This window comes from Micromonospora sp. NPDC005173 (assembly GCF_040608515.1).
Taxonomy (GTDB): Bacteria; Actinomycetota; Actinomycetes; order Mycobacteriales; family Micromonosporaceae; genus Micromonospora.
The window spans coordinates 174,619-186,456 of sequence record NZ_JBEXIK010000004.1; the positions used below are offsets into that span (position 1 = coordinate 174,619).

An 11,838-nucleotide genomic window follows, 5' to 3' on the forward strand; every position below is an offset into this window, starting at 1 on the left:
ACCGCGCGTCAGGAGTCGGGGCGCCCGATCCTGACGGCGACGCCGTCGAGGATCAACTCCAGTCCGAGCGTGAAGTCCGCGTCAGCGATCGTCGCGTCAGGGGTGTCGGACGGCGGCGCCTCGAACAGCGTCGAGGAGAACAGCCGGGCTGTCTCGGGGAAGCGCTCGGGTTCGACGAGACGCACCAGCGCGCGGCCGTAGTCGCGCTCGGCGTCGGCCTGCCCCTGGCCTTCGGCCCTGCCCTCGGCGAGGTCGCTGTACTGCCGTACGGACTGGACCACGTAGCCGCTGATCAGCGACAGGACGCCGATCTTGTGTGCCCAGTCGAGTCGGGTACGGGACATGACCGCCAGTCCGGTCTCCATCCAGGCGATCTGATTCGGGCCGGAGGGCGGTCCGGAGGTGGGCACGCGTGTCAGCCACGTCCGACGCTGGTACACCGCGCGTTGCGCGAAGGCCCAACTGCTCAGCCCGTCCCGCCAGTCGTCGGTGCGGGGGTCCGGCGGTGCGCCCATGGCGGCGTCGGCCATGAGCGTGAGCAGCTCGTCCTTGGAGCCGACGTACCGGTAGAGCGACATTCCGGTGAAGCCGAGGATCTTGGCGACCTTGGGCAGCGTCACGCCGCCGAGCCCGTCGCGGTCGGCGATCTCCACCGCCGCGGCGACGACCCGATTGACGTCGAGGGCTGCCGGCCGCCCGAGCCGCGACGACTCGGACATGCCCCACAGCCGGCGCAGCCGATCCGGAACGAAGTCGTCGCTGGTCATGGCCCCCTCGTTCGCCTCCGGAATTCAGGGCTCATCATGCCAGACGGCATTAGTATGCCTGTGATACTTTCTCCGACATACTAAGCCGGACGGGGAGAGGGACGACATGAGCATCGACACCGCACCACGCACATCGAGAGGGCCGGTGCTTCGCGCCGAACGCGCCCTCGCACCGGACCTGGCCCGGGGAGCGATGCTGCTGATCATCGCGTTGGCCAACGTCGCCGGAGTCGTCTTCGCTGGCGAGCCGGGCCTCGACAGCACGCCGCAAGGTGTGGACCGCGGCCTCAACTTCCTGCTGTTCGAACTCGTCCACGCACGCGGCTACCCGGTCTTCGCCGTGATGTTCGGCTACGGACTCGTCCAGCTCGCCCGGCGCCAGGACGCTTCCGGCGCCACACGGCAGCAGGTCCGCTCCGTGCTGTTGCGCCGCAACCTGTGGCTCGTCGTCTTCGGGTTCGCGCACGCCGCTCTGCTCTACTACGGCGACTTCCTCGGCGCGTACGGGATCGTGGGGATCGTGATGACCCTGGTGCTGCTGCGCCGCGGTGACAGGTTCCACCGGATCGCGCTGGTGCTGTGGGCACTGGCGGTCGTGGAGATCCTGGTCCTCAGCGCCGTCGTGGTGAGCCGCATCGAGGGCTCGGGCGGATCGGCTCCGCTGCCGTCGGACCACGTCGACTCCCTCGCGGCGCCCGACTACGTCACGTCCATCCTGGATCGCCTCGCCGAGTGGCCGGCGCACACGCTGACCGTCTTGCCCTTCATCTTCATCACCTGGCTGGGCATGTGGGCGGCCCGCCGCCGCGTCCTCGAAGAGTTGGCCCGCCACCGGACCCTGCTCAGGTGGACCGCCGCCCTGGGACTGGGGATCGCCGTCGCCGGAGGTCTCCCGGCTGCCCTGGTCAGCGCCGGGTGGCTGCACGTCGACACGTCGACCGCCAGTCTGAGCCTCATGCTCCACGGCGCCAGCGGCATGTTCGCCGGCCCCGGCTACGTGGCCGTCTTCGGCCTGGTCGCCATGCGGGTCATCCGGCGCGGTCCCGTCGTCGGCGCGCTCTCCGCCCTGGGCCAGCGCTCCCTGTCGGGATACCTGTTCCAGTCGGTGGCCTGGCTGGTCCTCCTGGCACCCTTCACGCTCGCCCTCGGCGACCGTTTCGGCAGCCGTACCGTTGGCGGCCTGATCATCGCGGTCGTCGTCTGGCTGGTGACCGTGCTGATCGCCCGCCTGCTCGACAAGCGCGGGCGGCCCGGGCCCGCCGAGGTCGTCCTGCGCAGACTGACCTACCGGCCCCGGACCTAGGGCCCAGGTGTACGACGCCCCTCCGGCTCACCGGCCGGAGGGGCGCGCGGTGCGCGCTGGAGTGGATCCCAGCGTGCACCGTACGGCGGTGCGGACTCGAATCACCTGCCACGCACAGGTTGTCCGACGCCGGACGGGCGGAAGCTGGTTGCGTCTGTTCGACCAGCCGGAGTTCGGGCAGTCGACCCGCCGAGGCACCCGCCCGGAAGAAGACAGGTATCAGAATGCGCAAGTGGCTGCCGCTGCTGACGGTCTGCCTGGGTACGTTCATGCTCCTGATCGACGTCACGATCGTGATCGTCGCCCTGCCCGACATGGTCGACGACCTGGACGCGTCCTTCCGGGCATTGCAGTGGGTCATGGACACCTACGCTCTCGCGCTGGGCGCACTGGTGCTCGGCGCCGGCTCGATCGCCGACCGGGTGGGCCACCGCCGGGCCTACGTCGTCGGGCTCGCGCTCTTCGCCGTCTCGTCGCTGGTGTGTGGTCTCGCGCCGAACTCGGGCGTGTTGATCGCCGCGCGCGCCGTACAGGGCGTCGGCGCGGCGGCCATGTTCGCCACCACGTTCGCCCTGCTCAACAACGCCTACACCGGTCGTGACCGGGGAAGCGCCTACGGCATCTGGGGCGCGGTGTCGGGTGCCTCGGCCGCGCTGGGGCCGATCCTCGGCGGGCTGCTCACCGAGGGCGCGTCGTGGCGCTGGATCTTCCTCGTCAACCTGCCGGTCAGCGCCGCCGCCATCCTGCTGTGTCGCAGGACGCTCACCGAAGCCCACGCGCCGGTCCGCCGCAGGATCGACGTCCCTGGCATGGCGAGTTTCAGCGCCGCCGCGGCCTGCGCGACCTACGGACTCATCCGCGCGAACGAGGACGGTTGGACCTCCGTCGGTGTCTGGTGGCTGCTGGTGGGGCGCGGCGCTCCTGCTGGCCGGGTTCGTCGCGATCGAGGCCCGCACCCGACACGCCATGTTCGATCTCGCCCTCCTGCGCAACCGCTCGTTCGTCGCGGTGCTGCTCGCCGGGCTGCTGCTGACGTTCGCCGCTTTCACCACGTTCACCTACACCTCGATCTGGCTGCAGTCCGTGCTGGGAATGAGTCCGCTCGCGGCGGGGCTCACCGGCCTGCCCCTGTCCGTCACCGCGTTCGGCATCTCGGCGGTGCTGGGGCGGGTGTTGCACGGCCGCCGGCCAGACCTGGTGATCGGCGCCGGGCTGCTGTTCGTCGGGCTCGGCAGCCTGCTCACGGCGGCGCTCCTGCGCGGTCCGGCCGGTTGGCCGTCGCTGCTGCCGGGGCTCGCTCTCGTCGGCGTCGGCGTCGGCCTCGCGACACCCATCCTCGGCTCGTTCTCCATGTCCCTGGTGCCCGCCGACCGCGGAGGCATGGCGGCCGGAGCGGTCAACACCGCCCGCCAATTCGGCTTCGCCTTCGGCATCGCCGCGCTCGGCAGCGTGTTCACCACCCGCGCCCAGAGCATCCTGGCCGGACGTGACATTCCAGACCCGGGGCGCGTCGCGCACGCCATCGCCGGCGGGCAGACACCCGGCCTGCTGCGTGCCGCTCCGGCAGCCGGTCGGCAACTGCTGGACAGCGCGGCACACGCCGCCGGAGTGGCCGGCGTCCAGGCGACCTTCGCCGTGGCCGGAGCCGTCGGGGTCATCGCTGGCCTGCTCGTGACCGTCCTCATGCGACCCGGCAGACCACGCCCTGCTGCCTCGGCAGACCGTCCGCCCGTCGCGGAAGGCGCGGGGCGCTGACGGTGGCCCCGGGCCCGGGAGTTTTGCCCGGTCCGGTACCGGCAGGTGGGCGACCTGGCCAGTGCACAGCGACGGTGAGCAGGCATGGTCACGGCCGGAACGGGAATCGGAGAGCCGCCAGCAGGACTGACGGAGGAGACGCGCCATGACGGACCCACCGCGCACCGGGTCGACGGACGGCGGCTTCGCCCTCGTGGAGATGTTCACCTCCCAGGGCTGCTCGAGCTGTCCTCCCGCGGAGGAAGTGCTGACCGAGATCGAGCGCGATGCCCGGACCAGGGGACAGCCCGTCTTCGCCCTCGGATTCCACGTCGACTACTGGGACGATCTGGGCTGGCCGGACCCGTTCGCCGACGCGGCGTACACCGCGCGACAGCAGGCGTACGCGCGGGCCTTCGGCTCCGGACGCCTGTACACGCCGCAGATGGTGGTCAACGGCACCATCGAGTTCGTCGGTTCCGACCGTCGACGGGCGTCGGCCTCGATCGCGGCCGCCCTGACCTCGGCAACCACCACACCGCTCGCCCTGTCGGTCCAGGAATCCGCCGGAGGCGCCGGCGGTGGACAGCGCGTGATGATCGACTACCAGACCGAGGTTCCGCCGCAGCGTGCGGTGGTGAACGTGGCGATCGTGGAACGCGGCCTGGAGAGCGACGTCGCCCGGGGTGAGAACGCCGGCCGGACGCTGCGGCAGGACAACGTGGTGCGCGCCTTCACGTCGTTGGGTCTGGACGCCGAGCGTGGGCGGGTGGAACTGGAGACGCCGCCAGATCTTGACCCTCGACGGGCCACGGTGGTCGGCTACGTGCAGAACGACGGCGACAAGGCCGTCGTCGGCGCCGTGGCCATCGACCTGTCCGCCGAGCCTCGGTAACAGCCCGGATCGCCGGGCGTCAGAAGCGCAGCCCTGCCGCGAGTTCGCCGATCGCCCTCGTCGCGTACCGCTGCATCCCCGGACCGAAGGTGATGCGCGTGGCGCCCAGCCGTCCCAACTCGGCCACCGACTCCTTGTCCGTGTCGGCCGCCATGTTGAGCGGACCCTCGATGCCCTCCCGCAGCACCGGGAGCACCTCGATCGGCGCCAGGAGCGGGTACACGCAGTCGGCGCCGGCGGCCACATAGAGACGGGCGCGCGCCACGGCATCGGCCGGGTCACCCATCCCGACCAGGAAGGTGTCGACGCGCGCGTTGATGAAGAGAGCGTCGCCCGCTTCGGCCCGCACCTCGGCCAGCCAGTCCGCGTGCCGCTGCGGATCCTTGAGCGTGGCGTGGTTCTCGGAGTCCTCCAGATTGCAGCCGACGGCGCCCGCCTCCAGGAGCCGCCCGACCAACTCCCGGGGAGCGAGGCCGTAACCGCCCTCGATGTCAGCGGACACGGGCACCGGGACGGCCCGGACGATCCTCGCCACCGCGGCGAACATCTCGTCCGGCGGGGTCGCGCCGTCCTCGTAACCGAGCGAAGCGGCGACCCCGGCGCTCGGGGTGGCGAGCGCCGGGAAGCCGGCTTCGGCGAAGACCCGGGCACTGGCCGCGTCCCACGGCCCGGGCAGGACCAACGGGTCACCGGCGGCACGGCCGTGATGCAGGGCGCGGAAGGTGGCGGCGGTCATCTTTTTCACGTCTCCCGAAGGGATGCGGACGGTGGTGGTACGGACCGAAGGTGCGCGGACCGCTCGGCCGATGTGCCCGCGCTGAGCGCAGCGGGACCCACAACGTACCTCCGGACGGCCGAGCACGAGACGCCTGGTTCCGATCCGGTCAGGCGGTGTACCCGCCGTTGGAGTCGAGCACGGCGCCGGTGATGTACGAGGCGGCCGGGCTGGCCGGGAAGGTGACGGCCGCCGCGGTCTCGGCCGGGTCGCTGAGCCGCTGGAGGGCGAGGCTCGATACCAGGGTCTTGAGGACCTCCGGGTTCGGCGGCTCCATGCCGGTCAGCATCAGGCCGGCCTGCACCATGTTGACGGTGATGCCGCGCGGTGCCAGGTCGCGGGCGGCGCCCCTGGTGTAGCCGATGAGCCCGGCTTTGGTCGCGGCGTAGTCAGCGAGGCCGGGGACCCCGACGCGGGAGCCGACGCCGGAGCCGATGTTGACGATCCGGCCGTTGTCGCGCAACACCTTCGCCGCAGAGCGGATGATTGCGATGACCCCGGTGTAGTTGGTGGCGTGCATCCGGTCCAGGGCGGCGATGTCCGCGTCGGGGTCGTCGACCGTTCTGCCCTGCTCCACGGAGATGGCGGCGTTGTTGACCAGGATGTCCAGGCCGCCGAACCGGGCCACGACGTCGTTGATCAGCTGGGGTGCCCGCGAGGTGTCGGCCTGGTCGTTCTGGAAGGCGGCGGCGCGTACGCCCCGGCCCGCCAACTCCTCGACGACCGCGGCGGCCTTGTCGGCGGAGCCGACGTAGGTGATCGCGACGTCCGCGCCGGAGTCGGCCAACGAACGGGCCGTGGCAGCGCCGAGGCCCCGGGAACCGCCGGTGACGAGGGCGATCTTGCCTTGGAGAGGTTGTGACATGAGTGGTCCCTTCACGTGACCGGGTTTTTGACTGCGCGGTCCACCATACGGTTGGTGGACCGGTCGGTCAATAATTGCTACGCTGGTCACATGGCCAGACCGCGGCAGTTCGACGAGGAGCAGGTGCTACGCGCCGTCCGGGACCAGTTCTGGGACGCCGGCTACGCGGCGACCTCACTGGAGGACCTCATGCGCGTCAGCGGGCTGGGCAAGGGCAGCCTCTACGGGGCCTTCGGCGACAAGCACCAGCTCTTCCTTCGGGCGCTGCGCAGCTACACCGACACCAGCGGGGGCTACCTGCGGGAGATGCTCACCTCCACTCCCCGTGCCCTGGACGCCCTGCGGGCGTTCGTGATGGCACCGGTGAGCGACCCGGGCGGAGCCGCCGCCCGCCGCGGCTGCCTTATGGCGAACAGCACCTGCGAGCTGGCCACCACCGACGCTGACGTCCTGGCGGAGGCGCGTCGCACCTACGAAAGCACCACCGCCCTGGTCGCCGAGTGCGTCGTACGAGCCCAGGACGAGGGTGACATGCCGAGCGATGCCGACCCGGTCGAGACGGCGCGCGCACTGCTGGCCGCGCAGCAGGGGCTCGTGTTCATGGGCCGCACCGGCCTGGACATCGACAAGCTGACGGCGACGGCGCGTGCCCTCGCCGCCCAGTTCCTGCCGGAGGCCTGAGACCGGCGGTCACGCGCGGCCTCGTCGTCCGCTCAGCCGCTCTTGCGGGCCACGGCGCAGTATTCGGAGACGGGTGTGGTGTCGTTGCCGTCCGGACGCCACTGGGAGCAGGTGAGCAGGCCGGGCTCGAGGATGTCGAGGCCGTCGAAGAACCTGGCGATCTCCTGCGGTGTCCGCACGCACATCGGCGCGGCGCCGCCGGCGTTCCACATCTCCACAGCCTGGTCGACCGCTTCCGGGTTGACCTCGCGGGTCGGGTGGGAGATGACCAGGTAGCTGCCGGTGGGTACGGCGTCCACGAGACGCCGGACGATCCGCGTCGCCTCGTCGTCGTCGACGACGAAGTTCAGGATCCCCAACAGCATGATCGCCACCGGCTGCCCGAAGTCCAGTGTCCGGCGGGCCTGCACGAGGATCGGGCCCGGGTCCCGCAGGTCGGCCTCGAGGTAGTCCGTGGCGCCCGCCGGGCTGCTGGTCAGCAGCGCCCGAGCGTGCACCAGCACCATCGGGTCGTTGTCGACGTAGACGATCCGCGATTCCGGGGCGGTCGCCTGGGCGACCTCGTGGGTGTTGTTCGCGGTGGGTAGGCCGGTGCCGATATCGAGGAACTGCCGGATGCCAGCGTCACCGGCGAGGTGCCGCACGGCACGGCCCAGAAACTCGCGGTTGAACCGGGCCGACTGGACCAACTCCGGCATGAAGGCGAGCACCTGCTCGGCGGCCTCCCGGTCAGCGGCGAAGTTGTCCTTGCCGCCGAGGAGGTAGTTCCACAACCGGGCCGAGTGCGGGACGCTGGTGTCCACTGTGCTCGCCCGGCCCCCGTCCGTGGAAGGCGCGTCCGTCACCGAGGCTCCTCTGGTTGTGACGTGGTTGGTCCCGGACACGATAGGCCCGAGCCCCGGTGACCTTCAATGCCTGAAGATCAAAGAAACAGCTGTGACGGGCTGAGCCCTTTCGGGTGCCCGGGCATGTCCTGTTTTATAGGTTCAGAGTTGACAGGAATCTTGCCAGGTTGCCAGCGCCTCCGCTCCCGGCCCGGCGTCCCATAGGAGGCAGACGCCGTGACGTCGAGTCCGCTACCCCGGATTCTTCGCCGACCCGGCGCGCCCGAGTTTCCGACGTTCCTGGAGCTCTTCTTCGATCTGGTCTTCATCTTCATGTTCTCCCGGCTCTCCGCGGGACTGGTCCACGATCTCAGCGCTCGCAACGCGGCGCAGACCGCCGTCCTGCTGCTGGCCGCATGGTGGGTCTGGGTGTTGACCGCGTGGCTCACCGACCTGTTCAATCCGCGGCTGCCGCTGATCCAGGCCACCGTTCTCGTGGTCATGTTCGGCACCCTGTTGATGGCCGTCGCGGTGCCGCGTGCCTTCGGCACACACGCGTGGCTCTTCGTCGCGGCGTACTTCGCCATCCACCTCGCCCGGGATTCGGTTCTCATCCCCGGCACCCGGGTGAACCGGCCAATCCAGGCCAGGAGCATCCGGGTCTTCTTCTGGTTCGGTGTCACCGTCGGGCCCTGGGTGGCCGGCGTGTTCGTGGACGGCACGGCCAGGCTGGTGCTCTGGTCCATCGCGGTGGCGGTCGACCTCGGGTCGGCCCGGATCGGTTGGCCGACGCCGGGGCTCGGTCGCACCGAACTCGCCAGCCAGATCTTCACCGGCGCACACCTGTCCGAACGGCACCGGCAGATCTTCATCATCTCGCTCGGCGAGTTGATCCTGGCCATCGGGATGGGCCTGGCCGCCAGCGGCTTCGAGGCCGGCCGGGTGGTCGCGTGCACGATCGCGTTCGCCAACGCGCTCCTGCTGTTCCACATCTACTTCCACCGGATCCGGCAGCTACTGGCGCCGACCGCCGTCTCGACGGTGGAACGGGTCCGCTCCGGCACCGCCACCTCGTACACCCACCTGGTCATGGTGGCGGGGGTGGTGGTCATCTCCGCCAGTGACTCACTCGTCATCGACCGCCCGTTCGGCGAGGCCCCGTCGGGCTGGATCGTCGCCATCCTGGGTGGACCCGCGCTCTTCCTGCTCGGTGGCTGCCTGTTCGACTTCGTGGTCACCAGTCGGATCCTCTGGTCACGGGTGGTGGGGATGGTCGTGCTGGGCGCCGTCGGACCCGCGATGCCGCTGCTGCCACCGCTCGCCATCATGATCGTGGCGAACCTGGTCCTGCTGCTCACGCTGATCGTGGAGACGGCAGCCCCGCGCTCGCGGCTGACCAGTGCGCCGATGCCCGCCCGGTGAGCCGTAGGAGTGCCGGCGCTGCCGCCCGTCGACGTCAGTTCAACGCCGGTGGCCTCGCCGTACGGGTCTGCACCCGGGTGCTCAGCAGGTTCGCCACGGCGACCAGGGCGAGAACGACCACGGCGAGGAGGACGACCATGAGCGGCGGCAGCAGGTGCGTCGCCGGTGCCACCCCGCCCAGCAGGACCAGACCAGCGAGCCGCGACCTGGACACCCGACCGAACACGGTGTAGTCGAGCAGCCCACGGCCGATCAGGAAGAGAGCCGGTCCACCGAGGATGACCGCGGCCCAGGACGGTGGGGTCTCGCCGAACGGGCGGTCGATGACGAGCTTGCTGGTGACCGCCGCGCCCCCGATACCGGCCACCATGATCAGGTGAGTGACTGCGGCGGACTGGCCCAGCAGGGCGGAGTTCGTCGACTTGGCGATCGCGTCGGTCAGGAGTTCTCCCGCACGATAGATGTAGATCCGCCACATCAGCACCACGACCAGGAAGACGACCACAAGCGCCCAGACCCGCGGAACCGTGTAGTCGCTCTGACTGAAGGTCTCCGCTGTCGTGAATATCGAGACGCCGAGCGCGATGATGACGAACTGCCGGTACCGCTCGGAGAGTCTCTCGCTGGCCGGCCCCCACTCCTCCGAGCGCGGACGCCCCAATCGCAGCACCGGCCAGCCGAGAGCGGCCGCGGTGTACTCCACCCCGACCGCCGTCGCCCAGAGCACCAGCCGAGCCGTGTCGCCGAGCAACCCTCCACTGATCCACCCGATTGCGGCGATGGCCTCCCAGAACAGGACCCGACCGTTCCTGCCACGCCGGGACGTCTCCCGCACGATCAGCAGGTGGTAGACGCCGGAGCCGACGTGGATCGCCACGTAGGTGATCGCGAACAGCAGGCCACGGCTGCCGTACGCGTCGGGGACCGTGGCCGCCAACAGCAGGCTTGCCGCCATCGCCCCGATGAACTGCAGCTGGACCGCTGGCCGGCCCCGGTCGAGCGACTCACCCGCCCACGCGGTCAGCGCCCAGATGAACGTGAACGCGAGCAGCAGCACCACGGTCTGCGCGGCACCCGTCCAGGTGAGCTCGGTGGCCAGCTTCTCCGCGAGGGAGATCAGCGCGAAGATGTAGACCAGGTCGAAGAAGAGTTCCAGGAGTGCCGGATGCACCGGATTCCTCCGGCCGGAAACCGCAACCCCGGCGTCGCCATCCGCTGTCATCGACCACCCTGCCGCGCCCGTCCACCGTCACCGCCACCGGATGACGACACTACGGGTAATGAGAGATTGACGTAGGGTGGTTGCCCGGGGCCGGGTGCCGCGTGAAGGACCTGACGCGGTCAGTGGGGCAGCTGTCGAGGCGCTGCGGTCCGAAAACGCTTTCGATTGGCCGTCGTCGGTATCGGCCGTCCACCTTGCCTCGACGGCTTCGTCGCCTTCCCCGGAGCCGGTCTGCGCACTACTCTTACGAGAACCAAGGGGCAGCAAGCAAGCCACCAACCACCCTGAAATGTTTGCGAAAGGCTTTCGGTGGGCCGACGACGATCCCAGTCAGTGACGTTGAGCGACGTGGCGAGCCGGGCCGGCACCTCCGTGGCCACCGCATCCAAGGCACTGAACAGCCGCGCCGAGGTCGCCCCGGAAACCCGGGAGCGGGTGCTGCGGGCTGCCGCCGAACTGTCCTTCCAGCCCAACGTGCTGGCCCGCGGTCTGATCTCCGGGCGCACCCGCACGGTCGGGCTGCTCACTGACGAACTCGGCGGCCGGTTCGCCATACCCATCCTGCTCGGCGCCGAGAACGCCCTCGGCAACGGGCAGATGTCCGTCCTGCTCTGCGACGCTCGCGGCGACGCGATCCGCCGCCAGCACTACATCCGCACCCTGCTCGCCCGCCAGGTCGACGGGTTCATCGTGGTCGGCGACAGCAACGACCTGCGCCCGTCATTGACACAGGACATCCCGGTCCCGGTGGTCTACGCCTACGCCGAGTCAACCGATCCGCGAGACCTGTCGATCGTCGCCGACGACGAGGGCGGCGCCCGGCTCGCCGCCGAACATCTGGTGTCACACGGCCGACGCAGGATCGGGCACATCACCGGGCCGGACACCTACCGCGCGGCACGCGATCGGGTCGCCGGACTACGAGCGGTGCTCGCCGACGCGGGGCTCACCCCCGCCGGCGACCCGCTCTACGGCGAGTGGTCGCAACGGTGGGGCCGGCACGCCGCCCGGCTACTGCTCGCCGCCCGACCTGACGTGGACGCGATCTTCTGCGGCAACGACCAGGTCGCCGCTGGCGCCGCCGACACCCTGCGCGACCTCGGTCGGCGAATCCCGGACGACGTGGCGATCGTCGGATACGACAACTGGGAGTTCTTCGCCGCCGACTGTCGACCGCCCCTGACCACCGTGGACCTCAATCTCGAACAACTCGGCGCCGCCGCGGTCAATCACCTCTTCGCCGCCATGGACGGCAACGCCGGCGCCGGCGTCATCCGGCAACCCGGCCGCCTCGTGGTACGCGAGTCCACCGGCCCCGTGCTGCATCGCTGATACCCGCTCGCCGAGGGC

The 11,838-nt window shown here is 70.2% G+C and carries 11 protein-coding genes and 1 pseudogene; 7 read left to right on the top strand and 5 right to left on the bottom strand.

Annotation, left to right across the window (positions count from 1 at the left end; all coding sequences use genetic code 11):
- Positions 1-8 precede the first annotated feature (8 nt).
- A complete protein-coding gene (locus ABZV00_RS07900) occupies positions 9-767 on the bottom strand; it encodes a TetR/AcrR family transcriptional regulator (protein WP_355602850.1) in 759 nt (252 codons plus the stop codon).
- Positions 768-873: 106 nt separating this feature from the next.
- On the opposite strand from ABZV00_RS07900, the gene ABZV00_RS07905 reads away from it, so the two are divergent.
- The 4 genes and pseudogenes from ABZV00_RS07905 (at position 874) to ABZV00_RS07920 (ending at position 4,699) form a co-directional block, all read left to right on the top strand.
- Positions 874-2,070 (top strand): DUF418 domain-containing protein, encoded by a 1,197-nt coding sequence (locus tag ABZV00_RS07905; RefSeq protein ID WP_355602852.1) that lies wholly within the window; start codon positions 874-876, stop codon positions 2,068-2,070.
- A gap of 269 nt (positions 2,071-2,339) precedes the next feature.
- Positions 2,340-2,795 (top strand): annotated as a pseudogene (locus ABZV00_RS07910) (MFS transporter); the annotation flags it as partial.
- A complete protein-coding gene (locus ABZV00_RS07915; RefSeq protein ID WP_355602854.1) occupies positions 2,710-3,825 on the top strand; it encodes an MFS transporter in 1,116 nt (371 codons plus the stop codon). The pseudogene ABZV00_RS07910 and the gene ABZV00_RS07915, both read left to right, overlap by 86 nt.
- 145 nt (positions 3,826-3,970) lie before the next feature.
- Positions 3,971-4,699 carry a DUF1223 domain-containing protein gene (locus ABZV00_RS07920; RefSeq protein ID WP_355602855.1) on the top strand — a complete coding sequence of 243 codons (729 nt, stop codon included), beginning with the start codon at positions 3,971-3,973 and terminating at the stop codon, positions 4,697-4,699.
- A 19-nt stretch (positions 4,700-4,718) separates the two neighbouring features.
- Here ABZV00_RS07920 and ABZV00_RS07925 read toward each other — a convergent pair whose 3' ends face one another.
- Positions 4,719-5,435, bottom strand: coding sequence for an isocitrate lyase/phosphoenolpyruvate mutase family protein (locus tag ABZV00_RS07925; RefSeq protein ID WP_355602857.1), 717 nt, complete (start codon positions 5,433-5,435; stop codon positions 4,719-4,721).
- A gap of 148 nt (positions 5,436-5,583) precedes the next feature.
- A complete protein-coding gene (locus ABZV00_RS07930) occupies positions 5,584-6,339 on the bottom strand; it encodes an SDR family oxidoreductase (RefSeq protein ID WP_355602859.1) in 756 nt (251 codons plus the stop codon).
- Between the two features lie 90 nt (positions 6,340-6,429).
- On the opposite strand from ABZV00_RS07930, the gene ABZV00_RS07935 reads away from it, so the two are divergent.
- Positions 6,430-7,020, top strand: coding sequence for a TetR/AcrR family transcriptional regulator (locus ABZV00_RS07935; protein WP_355602861.1), 591 nt, complete (start codon positions 6,430-6,432; stop codon positions 7,018-7,020).
- A 32-nt stretch (positions 7,021-7,052) separates the two neighbouring features.
- Here ABZV00_RS07935 and ABZV00_RS07940 read toward each other — a convergent pair whose 3' ends face one another.
- Positions 7,053-7,865 carry an SAM-dependent methyltransferase gene (locus ABZV00_RS07940; protein WP_355602863.1) on the bottom strand — a complete coding sequence of 271 codons (813 nt, stop codon included), beginning with the start codon at positions 7,863-7,865 and terminating at the stop codon, positions 7,053-7,055.
- Positions 7,866-8,081: 216 nt separating this feature from the next.
- On the opposite strand from ABZV00_RS07940, the gene ABZV00_RS07945 reads away from it, so the two are divergent.
- Positions 8,082-9,266 (top strand): low temperature requirement protein A, encoded by a 1,185-nt coding sequence (locus tag ABZV00_RS07945; protein WP_355602865.1) that lies wholly within the window; start codon positions 8,082-8,084, stop codon positions 9,264-9,266.
- Between the two features lie 34 nt (positions 9,267-9,300).
- On the opposite strand, the gene ABZV00_RS07950 is transcribed toward ABZV00_RS07945, so the two are convergent.
- A complete protein-coding gene (locus tag ABZV00_RS07950) occupies positions 9,301-10,437 on the bottom strand; it encodes a low temperature requirement protein A (protein ID WP_355602867.1) in 1,137 nt (378 codons plus the stop codon).
- A gap of 360 nt (positions 10,438-10,797) precedes the next feature.
- On the opposite strand from ABZV00_RS07950, the gene ABZV00_RS07955 reads away from it, so the two are divergent.
- Entirely contained in the window at positions 10,798-11,820 is a 1,023-nt protein-coding gene (locus ABZV00_RS07955; protein WP_355602869.1) for a LacI family DNA-binding transcriptional regulator, read from the top strand.
- Positions 11,821-11,838 lie beyond the last annotated feature (18 nt).

Excerpts from the sequence above, each read along its gene's own strand:
- ABZV00_RS07905 (WP_355602852.1), top strand. The coding sequence starts at position 874 with ATGAGCATCGACACCGCACCACGCACATCGAGAGGGCCGGTGCTTCGC.
- ABZV00_RS07930 (WP_355602859.1), bottom strand. The coding sequence starts at position 6,339 with ATGTCACAACCTCTCCAAGGCAAGATCGCCCTCGTCACCGGCGGTTCC.
- ABZV00_RS07920 (WP_355602855.1), top strand. The coding sequence starts at position 3,971 with ATGACGGACCCACCGCGCACCGGGTCGACGGACGGCGGCTTCGCCCTC.
- ABZV00_RS07925 (WP_355602857.1), bottom strand. The coding sequence starts at position 5,435 with ATGACCGCCGCCACCTTCCGCGCCCTGCATCACGGCCGTGCCGCCGGT.
- ABZV00_RS07900 (WP_355602850.1), bottom strand. The coding sequence starts at position 767 with ATGACCAGCGACGACTTCGTTCCGGATCGGCTGCGCCGGCTGTGGGGC.
- ABZV00_RS07935 (WP_355602861.1), top strand. The coding sequence starts at position 6,430 with ATGGCCAGACCGCGGCAGTTCGACGAGGAGCAGGTGCTACGCGCCGTC.